The sequence below is a fragment of the Methylobacterium sp. 13MFTsu3.1M2 genome (assembly GCF_900112625.1).
GTDB lineage: Bacteria > Pseudomonadota > Alphaproteobacteria > Rhizobiales > Beijerinckiaceae > Methylobacterium.
The window spans coordinates 67,639-89,665 of sequence record NZ_FOMM01000020.1 but is presented as its reverse complement, the minus strand read 5'-3'; the positions used below and the strand labels follow the sequence as shown (position 1 = coordinate 89,665).

Annotated in this window: 20 protein-coding genes; 12 read left to right on the top strand and 8 right to left on the bottom strand. The window is 70.6% G+C overall.

Annotation, left to right across the window (positions count from 1 at the left end):
- Nucleotides 1-97 precede the first annotated feature (97 nt).
- Both BM314_RS20280 and BM314_RS20275 read left to right on the top strand, forming a co-directional pair.
- Entirely contained in the window at nucleotides 98-583 is a 486-nt protein-coding gene (locus BM314_RS20280; protein WP_012318087.1) for an SRPBCC family protein, read from the top strand.
- Between the two features lie 199 nt (nucleotides 584-782).
- Nucleotides 783-1,127 carry a hypothetical protein gene (locus BM314_RS20275; RefSeq protein ID WP_020092423.1) on the top strand — a complete coding sequence of 115 codons (345 nt, stop codon included), beginning with the start codon at nucleotides 783-785 and terminating at the stop codon, nucleotides 1,125-1,127.
- Between the two features lie 211 nt (nucleotides 1,128-1,338).
- Here the strand turns inward: BM314_RS20275 and fdhE are convergent, their stop codons facing one another.
- The 5 genes from fdhE to BM314_RS20245 all read right to left on the bottom strand — a co-directional run bounded on the left by fdhE (nucleotide 1,339) and on the right by BM314_RS20245 (nucleotide 7,734).
- Nucleotides 1,339-2,334, bottom strand: coding sequence for a formate dehydrogenase accessory protein FdhE (fdhE, locus tag BM314_RS20270; protein ID WP_091927261.1), 996 nt, complete (start codon nucleotides 2,332-2,334; stop codon nucleotides 1,339-1,341).
- A 4-nt stretch (nucleotides 2,335-2,338) separates the two neighbouring features.
- On the bottom strand, nucleotides 2,339-3,061 hold the full coding sequence (locus BM314_RS20265) for a formate dehydrogenase subunit gamma (protein ID WP_020092425.1): 723 nt from the start codon (nucleotides 3,059-3,061) through the stop codon (nucleotides 2,339-2,341).
- Between the two features lie 149 nt (nucleotides 3,062-3,210).
- Nucleotides 3,211-4,143, bottom strand: coding sequence for a formate dehydrogenase subunit beta (fdxH, locus tag BM314_RS20260; protein WP_020092426.1), 933 nt, complete (start codon nucleotides 4,141-4,143; stop codon nucleotides 3,211-3,213).
- 15 nt (nucleotides 4,144-4,158) lie between these two features.
- A complete protein-coding gene (gene fdnG / locus BM314_RS20255; RefSeq protein ID WP_091682269.1) occupies nucleotides 4,159-7,239 on the bottom strand; it encodes a formate dehydrogenase-N subunit alpha in 3,081 nt (1,026 codons plus the stop codon).
- A gap of 153 nt (nucleotides 7,240-7,392) precedes the next feature.
- On the bottom strand, nucleotides 7,393-7,734 hold the full coding sequence (locus tag BM314_RS20245) for a hypothetical protein (RefSeq protein WP_091682271.1): 342 nt from the start codon (nucleotides 7,732-7,734) through the stop codon (nucleotides 7,393-7,395).
- A 223-nt stretch (nucleotides 7,735-7,957) separates the two neighbouring features.
- Here BM314_RS20245 and BM314_RS20240 point away from each other — a divergent pair, with 223 nt between their 5' ends.
- From BM314_RS20240 to BM314_RS20210, 7 genes are all read left to right on the top strand, one after another.
- On the top strand, nucleotides 7,958-8,143 hold the full coding sequence (locus BM314_RS20240; RefSeq protein WP_042672044.1) for a hypothetical protein: 186 nt from the start codon (nucleotides 7,958-7,960) through the stop codon (nucleotides 8,141-8,143).
- Between the two features lie 412 nt (nucleotides 8,144-8,555).
- The gene (locus BM314_RS20235) at nucleotides 8,556-9,566 is read left to right on the top strand and encodes a sulfate ABC transporter substrate-binding protein (protein WP_091979828.1); all 1,011 of its coding nucleotides are present in this window, start codon (nucleotides 8,556-8,558) and stop codon (nucleotides 9,564-9,566) included.
- Between the two features lie 11 nt (nucleotides 9,567-9,577).
- The gene (gene cysT, locus BM314_RS20230; RefSeq protein ID WP_012318099.1) at nucleotides 9,578-10,432 is read left to right on the top strand and encodes a sulfate ABC transporter permease subunit CysT; all 855 of its coding nucleotides are present in this window, start codon (nucleotides 9,578-9,580) and stop codon (nucleotides 10,430-10,432) included.
- Nucleotides 10,425-11,306: a sulfate ABC transporter permease subunit CysW gene (gene cysW / locus BM314_RS20225; protein WP_091682273.1), complete on the top strand. Its 882-nt coding sequence runs from the start codon at nucleotides 10,425-10,427 to the stop codon at nucleotides 11,304-11,306. The genes cysT and cysW overlap by 8 nt, the downstream gene beginning before the upstream one ends.
- The gene (locus tag BM314_RS20220) at nucleotides 11,278-12,348 is read left to right on the top strand and encodes a sulfate/molybdate ABC transporter ATP-binding protein (protein ID WP_234080988.1); all 1,071 of its coding nucleotides are present in this window, start codon (nucleotides 11,278-11,280) and stop codon (nucleotides 12,346-12,348) included. Before cysW ends, BM314_RS20220 begins: the two co-directional genes overlap by 29 nt.
- 39 nt (nucleotides 12,349-12,387) lie before the next feature.
- Nucleotides 12,388-13,437, top strand: a complete 1,050-nt coding sequence (locus tag BM314_RS20215; protein WP_091979824.1) for a cysteine synthase A — start codon at nucleotides 12,388-12,390, stop codon at nucleotides 13,435-13,437.
- A 121-nt stretch (nucleotides 13,438-13,558) separates the two neighbouring features.
- The gene (locus tag BM314_RS20210; RefSeq protein ID WP_007563230.1) at nucleotides 13,559-13,714 is read left to right on the top strand and encodes a hypothetical protein; all 156 of its coding nucleotides are present in this window, start codon (nucleotides 13,559-13,561) and stop codon (nucleotides 13,712-13,714) included.
- A gap of 100 nt (nucleotides 13,715-13,814) precedes the next feature.
- Here BM314_RS20210 and BM314_RS20205 read toward each other — a convergent pair whose 3' ends face one another.
- The gene (locus tag BM314_RS20205) at nucleotides 13,815-15,284 is read right to left on the bottom strand and encodes a serine protease family protein (protein WP_091979822.1); all 1,470 of its coding nucleotides are present in this window, start codon (nucleotides 15,282-15,284) and stop codon (nucleotides 13,815-13,817) included.
- Between the two features lie 224 nt (nucleotides 15,285-15,508).
- Here BM314_RS20205 and BM314_RS30700 point away from each other — a divergent pair, with 224 nt between their 5' ends.
- Nucleotides 15,509-15,685: a hypothetical protein gene (locus tag BM314_RS30700; RefSeq protein ID WP_012318104.1), complete on the top strand. Its 177-nt coding sequence runs from the start codon at nucleotides 15,509-15,511 to the stop codon at nucleotides 15,683-15,685.
- A 33-nt stretch (nucleotides 15,686-15,718) separates the two neighbouring features.
- Here the strand turns inward: BM314_RS30700 and BM314_RS20195 are convergent, their stop codons facing one another.
- Nucleotides 15,719-16,018: an alkylphosphonate utilization protein gene (locus BM314_RS20195; protein WP_020092438.1), complete on the bottom strand. Its 300-nt coding sequence runs from the start codon at nucleotides 16,016-16,018 to the stop codon at nucleotides 15,719-15,721.
- A 166-nt stretch (nucleotides 16,019-16,184) separates the two neighbouring features.
- Nucleotides 16,185-17,471 carry a crotonyl-CoA carboxylase/reductase gene (gene ccrA, locus BM314_RS20190; protein WP_042672037.1) on the bottom strand — a complete coding sequence of 429 codons (1,287 nt, stop codon included), beginning with the start codon at nucleotides 17,469-17,471 and terminating at the stop codon, nucleotides 16,185-16,187.
- Nucleotides 17,472-18,083: 612 nt separating this feature from the next.
- Here ccrA and BM314_RS20185 point away from each other — a divergent pair.
- Together BM314_RS20185 and BM314_RS20180 are read left to right on the top strand one after the other, a co-directional pair.
- On the top strand, nucleotides 18,084-20,126 hold the full coding sequence (locus tag BM314_RS20185) for a protein meaA (protein ID WP_091979820.1): 2,043 nt from the start codon (nucleotides 18,084-18,086) through the stop codon (nucleotides 20,124-20,126).
- Between the two features lie 110 nt (nucleotides 20,127-20,236).
- Nucleotides 20,237-21,922 carry a methyl-accepting chemotaxis protein gene (locus tag BM314_RS20180; RefSeq protein ID WP_091979817.1) on the top strand — a complete coding sequence of 562 codons (1,686 nt, stop codon included), beginning with the start codon at nucleotides 20,237-20,239 and terminating at the stop codon, nucleotides 21,920-21,922.
- Nucleotides 21,923-22,027 lie beyond the last annotated feature (105 nt).

Sequence of the window (22,027 nt, the reverse complement as noted above, 5' to 3'; positions counted from 1 at the left end):
CCCATTGCCGAGCGCGCCCTCCCGGCCTAGCTCCTGCGCGGCCATCAGAGCCTGCGCGGCCCCTGCCGCGACCTGAGACGGACGGAGACACCCCGAGATGCCCTTCGCTTTCTGCCGGTCCCTTCCCCTCGCCGCCCTGGCGCTCGCCGCGGCCACCGTGCCGGGCTACGCCCTCGAGGTGACGCGCTCGGCCGACATCGCCGCGCCGCCGGCCAAGGTCTGGCAGACCATCGGCGAGTTCTGCGGCATCGGCGACTGGCACCCCGCCATCGAGAAGTGCGTCCTGTCGGACAAGGACGGCATGAAGGTCCGCACCCTCAGCCTCAAGGGTGGCGGCACCATCAAGGAGGAGCAGGTCTCCCGCGACGACAAGGTGATGAGCTACACCTACACGATCCTGGAGAGCCCGCTGCCGGTCTCGGACTACAAGTCGACCCTCTCGGTCGCCCCCGCCGGCTCCGGCTCGAAGGTGACCTGGACCGGGACCTTCAACGCCAAGGGCGCGCCGGACACGGTCGCCACCGACGCGATCCAGGGCATCTACGATTCCGGCCTGAAGGCGCTCGCCGACAAGGCGAAGTAAGCCCGTCACGATTCGGAGCGCGCCGCCGACGCCGGATGCCGGCGGCGCGCACCAAGTCCCTCCGGCAACAGCGGAATCGCGCGTTCGCGGCGAACCGCGTCCCGCGCTTCGCGCCCCTTCGGCATGTCGCCGGGGCGATTGACCCCTTGCCAAGCTCGGCTCAGAACCTCGGCGGCGCGGCCCCTCGCGCCCCAACAGGATGATCGCCGTGCCCGCGTCCCGCCTCCCGATGCGCCTCAGCCTCGTCGCCCTCGCCGTCGCGGCGCTGGGCGCCTGCCAGCAGCGCGCCACGCCCGCGGTCACCGAGCCCTCGCCGATCGTGCCGGCGCCCCTGGCCCTGCCCACGGGCAGCGGCTGCGGCCCGGAGATCGCCCGCACGAAGGCGATCGTCGACAGCGACGTGGCCACCGGCAACCTCAACAAGCCGGTGGGCGACCGCTTCAGCGCCGACCTCGCCCACGCCGCCGCGGAGTGCTCGGCCGGCAAGTCGGGCGAAGCCCTGCACCTGCTCGCCGCCGCCAAGAGCCGCTACGGCTACCGCTGAGCGCGGGGCTTTCCTTTCCCGCCGCGTTGCAGGATCGCGCCGTCGATCCTGCAGGCGCGTCCGACCCGGCCCCTCATCCCGCGGTGCGGAGCGCGGCGGAGGTCTCGAAGGCGGCCTCCAGGCGCCGCGCGCTCCCTGGAACTCGCCCTCGAGGCCCGCCGACACGGCCACCTCGGGACGAGGCCGTCGGTTCGGACAGGCGCATCCCGCGCTAGATCACGAACAGCAGGTTCAATCCGGCGCGCCGGAACCCGTCCTCGGCGATCTTCAGATCGAGCCCGTAGGACGCGATGTCGTCCGCCACCGGGTCGAGGGCCGGCGCCCGGTGCTGGTGGAGGTGCTTGATGTAGCTGTGGCAGGTCGTGCAGGTCTCGACCTGAACGTCCTTCGAGACCTCATCGAGCCCGTAATAGCTCACGTTCTCGCCGTCACCGCAGGCGGTGCAGCGGATCCGGACGTGGTTCCAGTACGTGCCGCAGAGCGAGCAGCTGAGATATCGGGCCTTGTCGGCCGGGGTCCAGGAGACGATGACGCTCGCCACCGGCGCGCCGCCGCAGCACGGGCAGACGCCGTCCGCGACGGGCTTCAGCGTCCGCGTGTCGAGGCGCGCGGCCCGCTCGGCGAAGCGCACCTGCAATGCGGCTGAGACGAACAGGCATTCGGCGATCCGGTCGACCGGCAGCGCGCCCTCGAAAACCTGCACGGCGAGATCGCGGCGCTCCTCCGGCGCGGCGGCCCGCAGGGCATCCCGCGCCGCGGCCGAGGCCTCGGGCGCGGTCGCGAGATCCAGCGCGTCGAGCAGCGCCAGGAGGCACGCGTCGAAATCCTGGTCGGCCTCGAGGCTGTGCCGCGACAGCGGCGGCATGCCGTGCTCGCTCCGCAGCGCCTGATCGGCGGGATCCGGCGCCGGCGGGGCCGGAAACCGTGCCTGGATCGCCGCCTGGGCGCGGGCGACCTCACCGACGAACCGGAGATAGGCCTCCAGCGGGTGCCCGGGCGCGGCCTCCGCCAGGCGCGCGGCCCGGTCGGCGAACAGAGTCGCGGGATCGGGCAGGCGCACGAGCGGGACCGAGCCCGAGATCCCGATCTTGTCGGGATCGGGCTTGAGCTCGCTGAAATCCCGGCGGCGGGGCTTCGGGGCCTCGGCGGGTTTCGGGGTGTTGTCCGCGGCCGGAGCCGCGGGTTTCCGCCTGAAGAAGTTGGCCACGCGATCAGGATCCGCGCTTGTCCACCGAGCCGCGGCGCGCCGGGCCGCCGGCCATCTGACGGAACCACTTGCGGTGGTGCCGGTAGGCCCAGCCGCCCGTGACCGTGCCGCGGACCATCGCCCGGCCGGTGCCGCGCACCCAGATGCCGGCGTAGACGTGCACCACGATGATCGCGATGGCGATGACGGCGGCCAGCGAGTGCGCGAGCAGCGCCCAGCGCTGGGTCTCGATCGAGGTGAGGCCGCCGAAATAGGTGTTCCAGATCACGAGGCCGGTCACGAACATCACGCCGATCAGCGCGGTCTGGCCCCAGAACACGCCCTTCTGGCCGGCATTGTACTTGCCGAGCTCCGGCAGCCGGTCCTCGCGGTTGGTGACCACGTCGCCGATCTTCTTCGACCACTCGACATCGTCCTTGTTGGGGATGTTGAGCCGCCAGAAGCGCACGAACAGGAAGAGGAAGCTGATCGCCAGCGCCACGCCGAACCACGGGTGGACCGCCCGGGTCGCCTGTCCGCCGCCGAACAGGCCGGTCAGCGAGAACAGGTAGGGCGTGAACATCGCCAGCCCCGAGAGGGTCAGCAGCGTGAACAGGATCGCGGTGATCCAGTGGTTCACGCGCTGCACGCCGGTGTAGCGCGGGACGTACATCACCTCCGGCGCCTCGGACTTGGCGTGGTGGAGGGGGCGGGAATCGCCGTCCCGGACATCGTTCTGGATCGTCATCGGCCTTCACTCGCCTGACGGGGCCGCCCGTCGCGGCGGGCGGGCCGTGAAACTCGAAATCGGGTCGGGCGCCCGAGCCGTCTCCGCCCTGCCGAAACCGTTCGGCGCGGCGCTCCCTCCCCCCCGCGGGGGAGGGAGACAGTCGCGTCTCAGTGCGGCCGGGCCTCGCCGCCATTCTCCCGGCGCTTGGCCTCGTCGTACTCGACCGCCTCTTCCTCCTCCTCGGGCACGACCTCGTTCGGGCCGGCCGTGACGTAGTGGAAGAAGCCCGCCACCGCCGCGAAGCCCATCGCGGCGAGACCGAACACCTTGGCACCGCCCTTCCAGAAGGCGACCAGCGGCGAGATCTTCGGGTCGTTCGGCAGGCCCGCGTAGAGGTTCGGCTGGTCGGCGTGGTGCAGCACGTACATGACGTGCGTGCCGCCGACCCCGGCCGGGTCGTAGAGGCCGGCATGGGCGAAGCCGCGCGACTTCAGGTCCTCGACGCGGTCGTGGGCCTGATCGATCATGGCTTGCTTGGTGCCGAACATGATCGAGCCGGTCGGGCAGGCCTTGGCGCAGGCCGGGGCCTGACCCACCGCCACCCGGTCCGAGCACAGGGTGCACTTGTACGCCTTGTGGTCGGTCTGGCTGATGCGCGGGATGTTGAAGGGGCAGCCCTTCACGCAGTAGCCGCAGCCGATGCAGTTCTCCTCGATGAAGTCGACGATGCCGTTGGAGTACTGCACGATCGCGCCGGGAGACGGGCAGGCCTTCAGGCAGCCCGGCTCGGTGCAGTGCATGCAGCCGTCCTTGCGGATCAGCCATTCGAGGTTGTTGGTCTCCGGGTTCTCGTACTCGGTGAACCGCATCAGGGTCCACGACTTCGGCGTGAGGTCGTGGGGGTTCTGGTAGGTGCCCGTGTTGACACCGATGTCGTCGCGCAGGTCGTTCCACTCCTCGCACGCCGACTGGCAGGCCTTGCAGCCGATGCACTTCGACACGTCGATGAGTTTGGCGACCTCCACCTGACGGCGGATCTCCGGCGGCGTCTCCGTGGAGGCGGAGCGCTGGCGGATGTCGAGGGAGCTGTAGTCAGCCATGTCTGCCGCTCCCCCTTACGCGACCGCGTCCGACGGAGGCGTGGTCGGCTCGATGTTCACGAGCCAAGCCTTGAACTCCGGCGTCTCGGTGTTCGCGTCGCCGACGACGGGCGTCAGCGAGTTCGGGTGCCATCCTTTCTTGGTGTGGCCCATGAAGCCCCAGTGCTGCGGGATGCCGACGACGTGGACGGGCTTGCCGTCGCAGATCAGCGGCTTGATCCGCTTGGTCACCACCGCCTTGGCCTTCAGGGAGCCGCGCTTCGACCAGACGCGGACCCAGCCGCCCTTGGCGATGCCCTTCTCCTTGGCGAGCTCCTCCGAGATCTCCACGAAGGCCTCCGGCTGGAGGATCGCGTTGATCCGGGCGTGCTTGGTCCAGCCGTGGAAGTGCTCGGTCAGGCGGTAGCTCGTCGCCGCGTAGGGGAACTCCTTCGCGTCGCCGAGGTCGGCGAGGTCGTCCTTGAAGATGCGGGACGCGGGCGCGCCCTTGATCTTCGGGAAGGCGAGGTTGGCCACCGGGGACTCGAAGGGCTCGTAGTGCGTCGGGAACGGCCCGTCGCGCATGAGGCCGCGGGTCCACAGGCGGGCGACGCCCTCCTGGTTCAGGATGAACGGGCCGACGCCCTTATCGGGGGCGACGGTGACGCCGTAATCCGGCACGTCGAAGCCGATCCACTGCTTGCCGTTCCACTCGATGAGCTTCTTCTTCTCCGACCACGGGCGACCCTCGGGGTCGCACGAGGCGCGGTTGTAGAGCACGCGCCGGTTGGCCGGCCACGCGAAGGCCCAGTTCGGCGCGATGCCGCGGTCGCCGGGGTCGGTGTTGTCCCGGCGGGCCATCATGTTGCCCTTCTCGGTGTAGCAGCCCGAGTAGATCCAGCAGCCGCAGGCGGTCGTCCCGTCGTCCTTGAGCTGGGCGAAGCCGTCGACCTGCTTGCCCGCCGGGATGATCGTCCCGTTGAGGTCCGGCGTCGGCGCCAGCGTGTAGCCGTTCAGCTCGCGGGCGAGCTCGGTCGGCGTCGGCGCCTCGGCGATCGCGTAATCCCACTTCAGATTGACGATCGGGTCCGGGAAGGCCCCGCCATCCTTCTTGTAGGCCGCCTTCATGCGGAGGAAGATCTCCGACATGATCTCGATGTCGGAGCGGCACTCGCCCGGCGCCTCCTGCGCCTGCCAGTGCCACTGCAGCCACCGGCTGGAGTTCGACAGCGAGCCTTCCTCCTCCACGAACAGGGTGGTCGGAAGCTCGAACACCTCAGTCTGGATCTTGGTCGGATCGACGTCGTTGTACTCGCCGTGATTCTCCCAGAACCGGGCCGTCTCGGTCTTGAGCGGATCCATCACCACGATGAACTTCATCTTGGAGAAGGCTTCCGTCATCTTGGCGCGATTGGGGAACGACAGCAGGGGGTTGAAGCCCTGGATGACGTAGCCGGTCATCTTGCCCTGCTTGGCGAGCTCGAACCCGCGCAGCACGTCGTAGGTCGGCACGTCGAGCTTGGGCAGGTAGTCGTACGCCCAGTCGTTCTCCTTGGTGGCCTTGTCGCCCCACATCGCCTTCTGGAACGAGACGAAGAACTTGTTGTAGTTCTGCCAGTAGCTCGTCTGCCCGGGACGCAGCGGCTTGAACTGCCGCTTGGCGATGTAGCTCGCGTAGTCGGGCTCCTTCTCCACCGGGATGTTCAGGTATCCGGGGATGAGGTTCGACATCAGCCCGATATCGGTCAGCCCCTGGATGTTGGAGTGACCGCGCAGGGCCTGCATGCCGCCGCCGAGCACGCCGATGTTCCCGAGCAGCGTCTGCACGATGCACATCGAGCGGATGTTCTGCGAGCCCTTGGAGTGATGGGTCCAGCCGAGCGCGTAGAGCGAGGCCATCGACTTCTCGGGGGAAGCCGTCGTCGCCATCAGCTCGCAGACCTTCAGGAAGGTCTCCCTGGGCGAGCCGCAGATCTTCTCGACCATCTCGGGCGTGTAGATCGCGAGATGCTTCTTCAGGAGCTGCATCACGCAGCGCGGATGCTGCATCGTCTCGTCGACCACGGCGTAGCCGTCGGGGCCGATCTCGTAGTCCCAGGTGGTCTTGTCGTAGTCGCGCTTGTCGGCGTCGTAGCCCGTGAACAGCCCCTCGCTGAAGTCGTAGCCCTCGCGGACCACGTACCCGGCGTTGGTGTAGGCGGAGACGTAGCGGTGCTGCAGCTTGTCGTTGTCGAGCAGGTACTTGGCCACCCCCGACAGGAACGCGATGTCGGTCCCCTGCCGGATCGGGCAGTAGAGATCGGCCACCGACGCCGTACGGGTGAAGCGCGGATCGACGACGATCAGCTTGGCATTGTTATGGGCTTTCGCCTCCACGACCCACTTGAAGCCGCAGGGGTGAGCCTCGGCGGCATTGCCGCCCATCACGGTGATCACGTCCGCGTGCTTGATGTCCATCCAGAGGTTGGTCATCGCACCGCGTCCGAAGGAGGGCGCCAAACTGGCGACCGACGGACCGTGTCAAACTCTGGCCTGATTATCGAAGACCAGGGCCCCCATGCTTCGGACTGTCTTGTAGGTCAGCCAGGCCGTCTCGTTGGTGGTGGCCGAGGCCCCGAGGAAGCCCATCGTGGTCCACCGGTTGACCGTGAGGTCGCCGTTCTTGGCCACGAAGTTCTTGTCCCGGTCCTCCTTCATGAGCTGCGCGATGCGGTCGAGGGCGAAATCCCAGGACACGCGCTTGAACTCGGAGGAACCCGGGGCGCGGTGGAGCGGGTACTTGGTGCGGGTCTCGGCGTGCACGAAGTCGAGCAGCGCCGAGCCCTTCGGGCAGAGCGTGCCGCGGTTGACCGGATGATCCGGGTCGCCCTCGATGTGCATGACCGAGGAGCGCGCGTTCTTCGAACGGTCCCCCAGGCTGTAGAGGATCACGCCGCACGCGACCGAGCAGTACGGACAGGTGTTGCGGGTCTCGCGCATCTGCGCGAGCTTGAACGGCCGCACCGCGGCGGCCATGGCGGGCTCGAGTCCGCCGAATCCGAGCGCGCCCAGCGAGCCGCCAGCGAGGCCGGCGCCGGCCCCCTTGAGCAGGCCACGCCTTGAGACCTGGACCGTCATCTCCGCTCCGTAAAAGCGATCTGGTATAATTCCAAGCTGTCCCAAAAAAGCGTGCGCGAGGCAAGTGCGGTTGCGTGACACAGCAAGTTGCCGTGTCTCAGCCGAAGCAACACGTTTGTCGCACCGGCATCATCCTGCATGAGAACGGTTTTTTTACTTGCTGGGATTGGCCGGATTGGCGCCTGACGGGCCGGCCGTGCGGTGCTCCAGGGGCGCCTGCGGCTCGGTGGCGGAGGTGCCGCCGGGCTGGGCCGGCGGCACGGGACGGTCGGCATTCTCCTTGATCGAGTTGCCGCCCGGGTCCGGCGCGTCCTTGGCGGCCGACTGCTCCCGCGGCACCGGGGCCTGGCTCCAGCCGTCCTGCGCGCTGCGGGACTTGTCGCCCATCGCGTCGACGCCCTTGATCTCGCCCGGTTTCGTCTGCGCGAGACAGGGCGACGCCACCGTCGCGAGACCGAGGAGCAGCGACATCATCAGGGGAATCGAGCGGGACACGGGGCGCCTCCTGGCAGCAGGGGGAATGCGGGAGAATGGCAGCAGGGGATGAACAGCGGGGAATGCCCGGGCAACGTAGCCTTCGCGGCGGCAGTTCCGGCCTGCGACACCGACCCGGCACGGGGCACCGGGGTCGCGTGGCGGAAGCGCGGCCGCGGCGGTGACGGCTCCTTAACCAAACCTTGCAACCGTACGTGTCCACAGGTGCGAGGATTTCCCGGTCATGTCGAAGCCGCATCCCGAACGCCCCTGCGAGACCGAGCGGTCGGTCGACGCGCCGCCGCTGAGCTCCGACATCCGGCGCCATCTCGGCCAGAACCTGCGCGCGCTCTTCACCGACACGCTGGCGGCCCCGGTCGACAAGCGGCTGGAGGCCCTGATCGCCCGGCTCGACAAGCCGAAGCGCTGACCCGGACCGCCGCCGACAGGGGAGCGGAGGATCGCCGTCTTGCGGGCAACCGCGTGCGGCGCGAACCGCCGACGGCTATCGCCGGCCCGCAGAATGCCGCCCGATGTGCGCTAGAGCACTTAAGATCGTTCGTTCTGAGAAACCCGATTCCGCGCACGAAATCTTCTCCATCGGCGGCGTCGCAGAGAAGATCCATGCGTTCTGATCGTCTACCACCCTGAGTTATCTTGAATTTCCGGCACGATCGTCGATCCTGATCACGTTACGGCATCACGCGGGTCCACACCCGAGGCTTGACTTCGTTCGGTAAAAAGAACGATTTCGCGCCTCCCGGGGACGCCTGTCCCCTGCGTCGCAACCGCGGATGGCTGGGGGATCGGACGTGATGACGAACGCTTCAGGTCTGGGCCGGATGGCTCGGGCGATCGGGCTGACCCTTCTGGCCGGAGCCGGCCTGCTGACCTGCGCGCTGCCGGCCGCGGCCGAGACCGCGCTCCTCAACGTCTCGTACGACCCGACCCGCGAGCTCTACCGCGAGATCAACGCCGCCTTCGCGGAGGATTGGAAGGCGAAGACCGGCGAGGCCATCACGGTGCGGGCCTCGCACGGCGGCTCGGGCGCGCAGGCGCGCACGGTGATCGACGGGGTGGACGCCGACGTGGTCACCCTCGGCATCCCGTCCGACATCGACGCGATCGCCAAGCTCACCCACAAGATCCCCGAGGATTGGCGCAGCAAGCTGCCGAACCAGGGGACGCCCTACACCTCGACGGTGGTGTTCCTGGTCCGGAAGGGCAACCCGAAGGGCGTCAAGGACTGGGACGACCTGGTCAAGCCCGACGTGAAGGTGATCACCCCGAATCCGAAGACCTCGGCCGGCGGGCGCTGGAACTTCCTCGCCGCCTGGGGCTACGCCTACGGGAAGGACAAGGACGCCGCGAAGGCCGACGCCTTCGTCGGGCAGGTCTACAAGAACGTGCCGGTGCTCGACACCGGCGCCCGGGGCTCGACCGTGACCTTTGCGCAGCGCGGCCTCGGCGACGTCCTGCCGACCTGGGAGAACGAGGCCTACCTCGTGCTCCAGGAGTTCGGCGCCGACAAGTTCGACATCGTCTCGCCGCCGACCTCGATCTACGCCGAGCCGCCTGTGGCCCTGGTGGCGGTCAATGCCGAGCGGAAGGGCACCACGAAGGCGGCCCAGGCCTATCTCGACTTCCTCTACAGCGACCGCGCCCAGGCGATCTTCGCCAAGCACCATTACCGGCCGATCCGCCGGGAGGCGGCCGCCCCGGCGGACCTCGCCCAGCTGCCCGAGATCAAGCTGTTCAAGATCGAGGACCTCCAGGGATCCTGGGACGAGATCCAGAAGCGGAACTTCGACGCCGGCGGCCTGTTCGACCGTCTGAGCCGGGCCGGCCGCTGAGGCATCAGATCATGGTCCAGACGCCCCGTCCCCGTCGGACATTCCGACGGCCGAGCGTGATCCCGGGCTTCGGGATCAGCTTCGGCTACACGCTGACCTGCCTCGGCCTGATCGTCCTGCTGCCGCTGGCCGGACTGGTGGTGAAGGCCTCGGGGCTCGGCCTGTCGGGCATCTGGGAGGTCGCCACCGATCCGCGGGTCGCCAGCGCCCTGCGGATCAGCTTCGGCGTCTCGGCCATCGCGGCGCTCGTCGCATCGGCCTTCGGCTTCCTGGTGGCCTGGGTGCTGACCCGCTACCGCTTCCCGGGCCGCAAGCTGGTCGACGCCGCCGTCGACCTGCCCTTCGCCTTGCCCACCGCGGTCGCCGGCATCGCGCTCGCCTCGCTCTACGCGCCGGACGGTCTGCTCGGCGCGCCGCTCGCGCGCCTCGGCATCCAGGCGGCCTACACGCCGGTCGGCATCTTCATCGCCATGGTGTTCATCGGCCTGCCCTTCGCGGTGCGGACCGTGCAGCCGCTGATCGCCGAGATCGACAAGGAGATCGAGGAGGCCTCGGCCACCCTCGGGGCGACGCGCCTCGTCACCCTCACCCGGGTGGTGCTGCCGCCCCTGATCCCGGCGGTGCTCACCGGCTTCGCGCTCGCCTTCGCCCGGGGTGTCGGCGAGTACGGCTCGATCATCTTCATCGCCGGCAACCTGCCCTACGTGTCGGAGATCGCGCCGCTGCTCATCGTCATCAAGCTCTCCGAGTTCGACTACGGCGGCGCGGCGGCCATCGCGACGATCATGCTCGGGATCTCGTTCCTGACGCTGCTCGCCATCAACCTCATCCAGGCCTGGTCACGGCGGCGGTTCGGCTATGTCTGAGATCTTCTCCCCCGCCTTCGTGCCGGCCGCCAAGCCGGCCCCGGTCGCCTCGGAAGGGGTCGGCGTCCGCGCGGTCCTGATCGGGATCGCCGTGGCGTTCCTGGCGCTGTTCCTGGTGCTGCCGCTGTTCGCGGTCTTCCTCCAGGCCTTCTCCAAGGGGCTCGGGGCCTTCCTGGACGCGTTCCGGGAGCCCGACGCCTGGAGCGCGATCCGCCTGACGCTGACCGTGGCGGCGATCGCGGTGCCGTTCAACGTCGTGTTCGGGCTGGCCGCCTCCTGGGCGATCGCCAAGTTCGAGTTTCCCGGCAAGGCGCTGCTGATCACCCTGATCGACCTGCCGTTCTCGGTCTCTCCGGTGGTCTCCGGCCTGATCTACGTGCTGCTGTTCGGGTCCCAGGGCCTGTTCGGCTCCTGGCTCCTCAACCACGGCGTCCAGATCCTGTTCGCCCTGCCGGGGATCGTCCTGGCGACGGTGTTCGTGACCTTCCCGTTCGTCGCCCGCGAGCTGATCCCGCTGATGCAGGAGCAGGGCACCGCCGAGGAGGAGGCGGCGCTGACGCTCGGCGCCTCGGGCCTGCACGCGTTCCGGACGGTGACGCTGCCCAATATCCGCTGGGGCCTGCTCTACAGCGTGCTCCTCTGCAATGCCCGGGCGATGGGCGAATTCGGAGCGGTGTCGGTGGTGTCGGGCCACATCCGCGGCCTGACCAACACCATCCCACTCCACGTGGAGATCCTCTACAATGAGTACAACTTCGTCGCCGCATTCGCCGTCGCTTCGCTCCTCGCCGTCCTTGCCCTCATCACCCTCGTCCTCAAATCCGTCCTCGAATGGCGCTTCGCGGGTGAGCTCGCGCACGGCCGGGCACACTGATCGCCCCTCCACGGCGATCCGGGTCGAGAACGTCTCGAAGACGTTCGACACGGCGGCGGTGCTGCACGACCTGTCGCTGGACGTGCGGGCGGGCGAGCTGATCGGGCTCCTCGGCCCGTCGGGCTCGGGCAAGACGACGCTGCTGCGGATCATCGCCGGGCTCGACGCGCCGGACCGGGGCCGGATCCTGTTCGGCGGCGACGACGCCACCGGCCTGCCGGTGCAGGAGCGGGCCGTGGGCTTCGTGTTCCAGCACTACGCCCTGTTCAAGCACATGAGCGTGGCCGACAACATCGCCTACGGGCTGAACGCGCGGCGCCGCGCCGACCGGCCGGCCAAGGCCGAGATCAAGCGCCGGGTCGGCGACCTGCTCGACCTGATCCGCCTCTCCGGCTTCGGCGACCGCTACCCGTCGCAGCTCTCCGGCGGCCAGCGGCAGCGGGTGGCGCTCGCCCGGGCCCTCGCGGTCGAGCCGCGGGTTCTCCTGCTGGACGAGCCCTTCGGCGCGCTCGACGCCCAGGTCCGCAAGGACCTGCGCCGCTGGCTGCGCGAGATCCACGACCGCACCGGCCAGACCACGATCTTCGTCACCCACGACCAGGACGAGGCGCTGGAGCTGTCCGACCGCGTGGCCGTGCTCGATCGCGGCCGCCTGGAGCAGGTCGGCACCCCGGACGAGGTGCAGGAGAACCCGGCCTCCGCCACCGTGATGAAGTTCCTGGGCGATTCCGTCGAGGTGGAGGCGATCGCCGAGGGCGGCCGGGTGCTGGTCCGGGGCCGGGAGACGCCGGTCGCCGCGCCCGCCAGCCTGTTCGGCCCGGTCAAGCTCTACGTCCGGCCCTGGCAGCTGCAGCTCGCCGAGCCCGAGGCCGCGCACCTGTCGGGCACCGTGCGCAGCTCGTACCGGACGCAGGGGCGCCAGCGGATCGAGGTGGCCGACGCTGAGGGGCGCGTCCTCGCCGTGGAGGATTTCGACGGCGTGCGCTACCCGGCCGGCCACCCGGTCGGCCTGCGGATCAACGGCGGGCACGTGTTCGGGTGAGGCTCGCCAGCGGCCGCGCGGCACCCTAGGCTCCCGACCATGACCGTACCGAGTCGCGAACCCGCCTCCGACGTCCTGGCCGCCATCGGCCAGACGCCGCTGATCCGCCTGCGCCGCGCCTCCGAGGAGACCGGCTGCACCATCTACGGCAAGGCGGAGTTCCTAAATCCCGGCCTGTCGGTGAAGGACCGGGCGGCGCTCTCGATCGTGCGGGACGCGGAGGCGCGGGGCCTGATCCGCCCGGGCGGCACGATCGTCGAGGGCACCGCCGGCAACACCGGCATCGGTCTCGCCCTGGTGGCCTCGGTGCGCGGCTACCGGACGCTGATCGTCATCCCGGTCACCCAGTCCGAGGAGAAGAAGCAGACCCTGCGGCTCGCGGGCGCCCGGCTGGTGGAAGTGCCGGCGGTGCCCTTCGCCAACCCGAACAACTACGTCCACGTGGCCCGGCGGCTCGCGGAGAAGCTCGCCGCCACCGAGCCGGCGGGCGCCTTCTTCGCCGACCAGTTCGACAACGTCGCCAATCGGCAGGCACATGTCGACGGCACCGGCCCGGAGATCTGGGCGCAGACCGGTGGCCGGGTCGACGGCTTCGTCTGCGCGGCCGGCACCGGCGGCACGCTGGCCGGCACCGCCGAGGCCCTGCGCGCCCGCAACCCGCAGGTGCGGATCGCGCTGTCGGATCCGGAGGGCTCGGCCCTCTACGCCCACTACACGACCGGCACCCTGAAGGCCGAGGGCTCCTCGATCACCGAGGGGATCGGCCAGGGGCGGATCACCCGGAACCTCGAGGGCTTCACCCCCGACCGCGCCTTCCGGATCCCGGACCGCGAGGCTCTCGACATCGTCTTCGGGCTGATGCAGGAGGAGGGGCTGTCGCTGGGCGGCTCGTCGGGCATCAACGTCGCCGGGGCGATCCGGCTGGCCCGGGACCTCGGGCCCGGTCACACGATCGTGACGATCCTCTGCGACGGGGCGGCCCGCTACGCCTCGAAGCTGTTCAACCCGGCCTTCCTCACCGAGCGCGACCTGCCGGTTCCCGGCTGGCTCGACGCGCCCGCGGACGCTCTGCCGGACTGGCACGCCTGAGGCCGGGGTCTCATCCGGAATTTTCCTCACAAAAGCGTGGCTTGGCGTTGAACGGAACGGAATGTCGCAGCGTTTGAACGGTCACGCTCGCACCAGCGCGACCGTCCGGAGAACGCGACCGATGTCCCTCGTCACCATCCTGCTCATCATCCTGATCATTCTGGCCTTCGGCGGCGGCGGCTTCCTCGGCGGCGGCGCGTATCGCGGCCCCGGCTTCGGCCTGGGCGGCATCCTGCTCATCGTGCTGATCGTGCTCCTGGTCACCGGGCGGCTCTGAGCGGCGGCCCGTCGCCTGGGCGGACGGCTCGTCCGCCCAGGCTCGTGAACGCTGGCGGATCCCGCGCGAGCGACAGGGGATCCGCCGCGCGATCCGCATCTCAGCGGCAGGTGATCCCCACCACGGCAGGCGCGACCGCGCTGGGCCCGCCACCCGAATGCGGCGCCGCCGCGGCGATGCCCTGGGCGGCGAGGAAGGCGGAGATCGCCCGCGCCGAAACGACCGGCAGGCGTGCCGGCGGCACCACCCCGGCGACCCGGCGCGGCGCCGCGGGATAGCGGGCGACGAGACCGACGAGGGCCCCCGACCGGTCCAGCACCGGCGCGCCGCCGGAACCCGGCTGGAGCGCCGCGATCACGTCGCCGCCCCGCGCCTCACCGGGAGCGGCCTGGACCCCGTCCGCACCCGGCGCCAGGGCGATCACGCTCTCCTCGGCACCGACGGGCTCGGTCCGGAGCGCGGGCCGGAGCGGGGCGGGGGCGCCGGGCACATCGAGGAGGGCGAGGCCGGCGGGATCGGTGGCGAGCACCCGCGCCGATGCCGCGCCGATCCTGGGCTGGGCGCAGCCCTCCAGCACGGCGGCGGCGGTCAGCACGCGTCCTGGCGCCACCGCGAGACCCGCGCCCGAGGCCGGCGCGGGGGAGAGGCTCGCCGGCCTCAGCGGCGCGGCCTGCGGCTGGGGCGCCGGGTGGGCGGCGGCGCGGGCCGCCGGCGCCAGACCCGGGGGTAGCTGCGCGGCCGGCGCCGCGGCAGGATCGGGAAACGGCACGAAGGCGTTCGCCACGGCGATCACGAGCCGGTCGACCTCCGGCGCCAGGGCGCGATCGTAGCCGAGCAGGAACCCACGCACGCCCTCCGGTCCGGACGCGTAGCGGATGTAGGACAGTCCCGGCCCGGTCTCGGCGGTGACCACCACGGTGTCCGGCCGCCGCAGCTTGTAGGTCACCTTGCGGCCGGGGAGCGGCGCGGTCGCCTTCTCGAACAGCGCGTCGAGGCTCTCGGCCCCCGGCGGGAAGGCGCGGGATTCCAGGGTGACGCGGCCGTCCTGGCTCTGCCAGCGGGTTCCGGAGGGCAGGGCGGTCCGTCTCGCCAGGAGCCTCTCGGGCACGCCCATCACGGCGCCGGTCCCGGGATCGACCGCGACGCGGAAGCGCGCCGCGTTCCGCGCCGCCGCGCCGGCGGCCAGGAGCGCCGCCCGGCCGCGCGGATCGAGGGGGTCGGCCCCGCCGGTCCGGGCGCCGTAGGCGGTGAGCGCCTCGAAGGTCCGGCGCCCGAAGGCCCCCGACACGACGGCGTTGAAATCGCCGGTCCAGACCAGGGCGTCCTGGACGGCCTTGCGGTCGGCCTCCGGCAGGGCCTCGAAGCCCGCCCGCATCGCCTCGAAGACGGGGTCGGCCGGCGCGCCGGCCGCCGGCGCGGGTCTGGGGGTGGCCCGGGCGGGCGCCGGCCGGTCCTGGGCCCCGACAGGCCCGGTGCCGAGAACGATCAGGATCGCGAGGGCCGTCGCGCGCCGGGCGCGGCCGCGCAGGGTATCCGGGTTCCGACACCGCGACGCGTCACCCGAATCCATGCCCGCCCCCGACCCGCTTTGCACCGCGTCGTCCCGATCCTGGCAGAGGCCGCCGCGACAGGCCAGATCAATCCGGTGCCGGGCCGGTGTCGGCCCGGTCCCGGCAGCCGTGCGTCCGGCGCCGCGATGCGCTACAGGGCGGATGTCCGGCCCTGGGCGGCGGCCGGATCCCGGGTCGGTCGTCCGGCCACGCGATGCCGCCACGGTTCGACGCGGAGCCCGGCATGAGCGACACGAACAACACCTTCAAGAAGGCGCCCAAGCGCAAGGCCGCCAAGGGCAAGAGCATCAGCGTCTCGCCGGAGATGCGGCAGGCCTACGCCGACCTGATCCAGGAGCGCGCCGAGAAGCAGGAGGCCTACGGCCGCCACCTGCCGCAGGACGAGACGCGGCGGCGGTAGCGCGGCCGGGAGAAGCGCCGCCCCGCATCGGCCTCAGCGCTTGCGCACGAACTCGGTGCGCAGCACGAGGCCCTTGATGGTGTCGTGGCGGCAGTCGATCTCCTCCGGATCGTCCGTGAGCCGGATCGACCGGATGACCGTACCCTGCTTCAGGGTCTGGTTCGCGCCCTTGACCTTGAGGTCCTTGATCAGCGTGACCGAATCGCCGTCGGCCAGGACGTTGCCGGCCGCGTCGCGGACGGCTCTCGCCTCGGCGGGCGCGGCCGCGGACCCGGGCGGGAGCCACTCGCCCGTCGCCTCGTCGTAGACGTAAGCCTCGTCGTCGCCGCTCAAAACCGTGCCCCCTGTCCGGATCGGGGCCGGGTCCTGTGAGGATCGCGTGGGCCCGTCATCAGCGCCCCGGCACACCGAATCGGTCGCCGAGTCGGCGCGGGACGCCGCGAGCCTAGCCGATCGGGCCGGCCCCGCGCGAGAGCGGGAACCGGCCCGACGGAGCGCCTTACCGCTTCAGCGGACCGGCCTCGATCACGTCCTCGACCGTGCGCAGGCCGGCGCGCGGGGAGTTGACGAGGCAGGCCATGTTGCCCGGCGGGTGCTGGTTCTTCCACATCTTGGTGTGGGCCTGGGGGATCTTGTCCCAGGGGAAGACCTCGCTCATGCACGGGTCGATCCGCCGGTCGAGCACGAACTGGTTCGCCGACGAGGCCTGCTTGAGGTGGGCGAAGTGCGAGCCCTGGATGCGCTTCTGCCGCATCCAGACGTAGCGGGCGTCGAAGGTGATGTTGAAGCCGGTCGTGCCGGCGCAGAACACCACCATGCCGCCGCGCTTCACCACCAGCGCCGAGACCGGGAAGGTCGCCTCGCCCGGATGCTCGAACACGATGTCGACGTCCTGCTTGCCGGTGATGTCCCAGATCGCCTTGCCGAACTTCCGCGCCTCCTTGGTCCAGGCGTGGAACTCGGGGCTGTTGACCTTGGGCAGCTGGCCCCAGCAGTCGAAGTCCTTGCGGTTGATGACGCCCTTGGCGCCGAGGCTCATCACGTAGTCGCGCTTCGACTCGTCCGAGATCACCGCGATGGCGTTGGCGCCCGAGGCCGCGCAGAGCTGCACGCCGAACACGCCGAGGCCGCCGGAGGCACCCCAGATCAGCACGTTCTGGCCCGGCTTCACCGTGTGCGGGGCGTGGCCGAACAGCATGCGGTAGGCGGTGGCGAGCGTCAGCGTGTAGCAGGCGGCCTCCTCCCAGGTGAGGTGCTTCGGCCGGACCATGAGCTGGCGGGACTGCACCCGGCAGAACTGCGCGAACGAGCCGTCGCCGGTCTCGTAGCCCCAGATCCGCTGCGAGGGCGAGAACATCGGGTCGCCGCCGTTGCACTCCTCGTCGTCGCCGTCGTCGCGGTTGCAGTGGACGATGACCTCGTCGCCGACCTTCCAGCGCTTCACCTTGGAGCCGACCTTCCAGACGATGCCGGAGGCGTCGGAGCCCGCGATGTGGTACTCGCCCTTGTGGACGTCGAAGGGCGAGATCGGCTCGCCGAGGCCGGCCCAGACGCCGTTGTAGTTGACGCCCGCCGCCATGACGTAGACCAGCACCTCGTCGTCGCCGATCTCCCAGACCGGCAGCACCTCGAGCTGGTGGGACTGTTCCGGGGGACCGTGCCGCTCGCGCCGGATCGCCCAGGCATACATCTTGGCCGGCACATGACCCAGCGGCGGGATCTCACCCATCTCGTAGAGGTCCTTGACCTCCCCGCCCGTCGGACTGATCGCAGCGCTCGCCGCCATCTCGCTCTCCTCTCGTCCCGCGTGTTTCTCACGGCCGCGGTTCTCCATCGCGCTATACCGGCGATGCCGGAGGCGTCCAAGTGGGCCGAAAGTCGAAAGCCGACGGTTTCCGACATGAAAAAAGCGCGAGCACAGGGCGCGCGACCACGTATTCAAAATCGGCTTTCCGGCAGACCAAGTATTATTCGGCGCCGGCCTCGGTCGCCCCGACCCCGAGACCTTGCCCGACTCCACCGCCGCGCGCCCGAGCTGCTCCGGGCCGTCCGGCGAGCACATGCACCTCTAAGTCATTGGTTCGACTTGCCCTCTCGCGCCTGAACAGCGGCAAGTCCCGCGAAGAACAGTTCAGGTGGACATTATACCAGCACTGATAAAGCGGATCGGGACCGTCGCGCGGCGCCGTCCGGACCGCGGGTGCGGGCGGCGCGCGAGCGGCGGCGCGCCGCGGCGCCTTCAAATCCCGCTGTTCCGGCGGGCAAGTTTTTTCATGAGCCGCGGATGCCCGCGCGGGCGTCTTGCACTTCCGTCCCGGATGACGCGTGCTCAAGCCTTCGCTACGGTGACCGCAAGGCCGCGCCCCGCGCGGATACAAAGATCACACGGAGGCGAGGAATGGGCGCGAGCGTCGCCGAGACCAGGAGCGACAAGTCGAGCCGCGACAAGCCCTGGATCATCCGCACCTACGCGGGGCACTCGACCGCGGCGGAGTCCAACAAGCTCTATCGGGGCAACCTCGCCAAGGGCCAGACCGGCCTGTCGGTTGCCTTCGACCTGCCGACCCAGACCGGCTACGACCCCGACCACGAGCTGTCCCGCGGCGAGGTCGGCAAGGTCGGCGTCTCGATCGCGCATCTCGGCGACATGCGGACCCTGTTCCAGGACATCCCGCTCGCCCAGATGAACACCTCGATGACGATCAACGCCACGGCCCCGTGGCTGCTGGCGCTCTACCTCGCGGTGGCCGAGGAGCAGGGCGCGCCGATCGCCGCCCTCCAGGGCACGACCCAGAACGACATCATCAAGGAGTACCTGTCGCGCGGCACCTACGTGTTCCCGCCCGCGCCGTCCCTCCGGCTCACCAAGGACGTGATCCTGTTCACGACCAAGAACGTGCCGAAGTGGAACCCGATGAACGTCTGCTCCTACCACCTGCAGGAGGCGGGGGCGACGCCGGTCCAGGAGCTCTCCTACGCGCTGGCCATCGCCATCGCGGTGCTCGACACCGTGCGCGAGGACCCCGAGTTCGACGCCGAGAGCTTCTCCGACGTCTTCGGCCGGATCTCGTTCTTCGTGAACGCGGGCCTGCGGTTCGTCACCGAGATCTGCAAGATGCGGGCGTTCTCGGAGCTCTGGGACGAGATCGCCCGGGAGCGCTACGGCATCGACGACCCGAAGAAGCGCATCTTCCGGTACGGCGTGCAGGTGAACTCCCTGGGGCTCACCGAGCAGCAGCCCGAGAACAACGTCCACCGCATCCTGATTGAGATGCTGGCGGTGACGCTGTCCAAGCGCGCCCGCGCCCGCGCGGTGCAGCTCCCGGCCTGGAACGAGGCGCTCGGCCTGCCGCGGCCCTGGGACCAGCAATGGTCCATGCGCATGCAGCAGATCCTGGCCTTCGAGACCGACCTCCTCGAATACGACGACATCTTCGACGGCAGCCACGTGATCGAGGCCAAGGTCGAGGAGCTGAAGGCGCAGACCCGCGCCGAGCTGGAGCGGATCGGCGGCATCGGCGGCGCGGTCGCGGCGGTGGAAACCGGGGCGCTCAAGCGCGCGCTGGTGGAGTCGAACGCGCGCCGGATCTCGGCCATCGAGGCCGGCGATCAGATCGTGGTCGGCGTCAACAAGTGGCAGCAGGGCGAGCCGTCGCCGCTCACGGCCGGGGAGGGGGCGATCTTCTCCGTCTCCGAGACCGTCGAGATGGAGGCGCAGAGCCGGATCCGCGAGTGGCGCGGCCGCCGCGACGAGAACGCCGTGGGCCAAGCCCTCGACGCCCTGGAGCAGGCGGCGCGCTCCGGCGCCAACATCATGCCGCCCTCGATCGAGGCCGCCAGGGCCGGCGTCACGACGGGCGAGTGGGGCGCGCGCCTGCGCGCGGTCTTCGGCGAGTACCGGGCGCCCACCGGCGTCACCGTGGAGACCGTCTCCAGCGGCGCGGCCGAGGAGGCCAAGCTCCTGATCGCCGATCTCGGCGAGCGGCTCGGCGAGACGCCGAAGCTCGTGGTCGGCAAGCCGGGCCTCGACGGCCACTCCAACGGCGCCGAGCAGATCGCGCTCCGCGCCCGGGACGTCGGCTTCGACGTCACCTACGACGGCATCCGCCAGACGCCGGCCGAGATCGTCGCGAAGGCCAAGGAGACCGGCGCCCACGTGGTCGGCCTGTCGATCCTGTCCGGCTCCCACGTGCCGCTGGTGCGGGAGGTCCGCGCCAAGATGCGCGAGGCCGGGCTCGACCACATCCCGGTGGTGGTCGGCGGCATCATCTCGCCGGAGGACGAGCTGGTCCTCAAGAACATGGGCGTGCGCGCCGTCTACACGCCGAAGGACTACGCCATCGACCAGATCATGGTCGGGCTCGCCAAGGTCGTGGAGAAGGGTCTGGATCGACGGGACGGCCCGGCGGATCCGCCGCGCGCCGAGGCCCAGGTCTACTAGCGGACCGAGCCTGCCCGGACCGCGCGCGGTCCGGGCAGGACCAAACAACCTTAATATTTCTCAGACAAGCATAGGCCCCGGTCCCAAGTGCGGGACCGGGGACGAATCCTATGCGCGCCGGTATCTCCATCGCGGCCAAGCTCGGCCTGTGTCTCGCGGCCCTGGTGCTGCTGATCGCCGCGACGAGCGGCCTCTCGCTGGCCGAGCTCGGCCGCATCGAGTCCGCCGCCGCGCAGCTGCGCGACACGCGCATCCCGGCCACCGACGCCCTCGGCCGGATCGGCATTAACTTCATGCGGCAGCGGGTCAACGCCGTCCGCCTGATCACCGCCGACACGCCCGCGCTGCGCGCAGAGGTCGCCGACCAGATCGCCAAGCGTGACGCGCTGCTCGCGGCCCAGTACGCCCGGTACGAGGCCCTGCCGCTGACCCAGCCCGAGCGCGAGGCCTACGCGGCCTTCCGCCAGCACGTGGCCACCTACGCCGAGCAGCAGCGGGAGGCGGTGGCCAAGGCCGAGGCGGGCGACGTTGCCGGCGGCCAGCGGATCTACAACACGGTGATGTCGGACAGCATCCGCGCCATCATGGCCGACTGGGAGAAGCTCGTCGCCCTGAACGGCGAAGGCTCGCAGGCGAGCGGCACGCTGATCGGGCAGACCTACGACGCCGCCAAGCGGAACGTGCTGGCGCTCGCCGGCCTCGCCCTGCTGGTGGCGCTCGGGGCCTTCGTGCTGGTGACCCGCGGCGTCAGCGGGCCGCTCCGCAAGATCGCCGCCGTCACGCAGCGCCTCGCGGCGGGCGACGCCGAGGTGGCGATCTCCGGGCAGGAGCGCCGCGACGAGATCGGGGCGCTCGCGGGCTCCGTGGTGGTGTTCCGCGACAACCTCGTCAGCGCGCGCGCCCTGGAGGCCGAGACGGCGCTGGCCCGCGCCGATGCCGAGACGCAGCGCCGGGCCGCGACCCGGGCCATGGCCGACGCCTTCGAGCAGGCGGTGGGCGGCATCGTCGGCGGCGTGTCGGCGGCCGCGACCGAGCTGGAGGCCACCGCCCGGACCCTGACCGGCAGCGCGACCGAGGCCGCCGGGCAGTCCGGCACCGTCGCGGGCGCCGCGAGCGACGCCGCCGCCAACGTCAACACCGTCGCGGCCGCCGCCGAGGAGCTCGGCTCCTCGGTGCAGGAGATCGGCCGGCAGGTCAGCAGCTCGGCGGAGCTCGCGCGGGTCGCGGTCGCCGAGGCGACCAACACGGTGGCGCTGGTCCAGGACCTGAGCGGCGCGGCCGCGAAGGTCGGCGACGTGGTGGCGCTGATCTCCGGAATCGCCGCCCAGACCAACCTCCTGGCGCTCAACGCCACGATCGAGGCGGCGCGCGCCGGCGCCGCGGGCCGCGGCTTCGCGGTGGTGGCCTCGGAGGTCAAGGCGCTCGCCGAGCAGACCGCCCGGGCCACCGAGGAGATCACCGGCCAGATCGGCCGGATCCAGTCCTCCACCGGGCAGGCGGCGTCGGCGATCGACGGGATCGGCCGGCGCATCCGCGAGATCGACGGCGTGGCCTCCAGCATCGCGGCCGCCGTGGAGCAGCAGGGCGCGGCCACGCAGGAGATCGTCCGCAACGTCGCCGAGGCGGCCGCCGGCACCGGCGCGGTCACCGGCACCATCGCGAGCCTCGCCCAGTCCGCCGAGGAGACCGGCGCCGCCGCCGCCCAGGTGCTCGGGGCCGCGAGCGAGATGTCGCGTCAGTCCGAGCATCTCGGGGCCGAGGTCGCGCGCTTCCTCGACACGGTGCGGGCGGCGTAGCCCCCCTCACGGTCGGGCGGCGGATCGCGTAGGACGGCGCCATGCCGCCCAACTTGCCGCCCAACTTGCCGCCCGACGCGCCGCCCGCCCTGTCCGTCCTCCCGT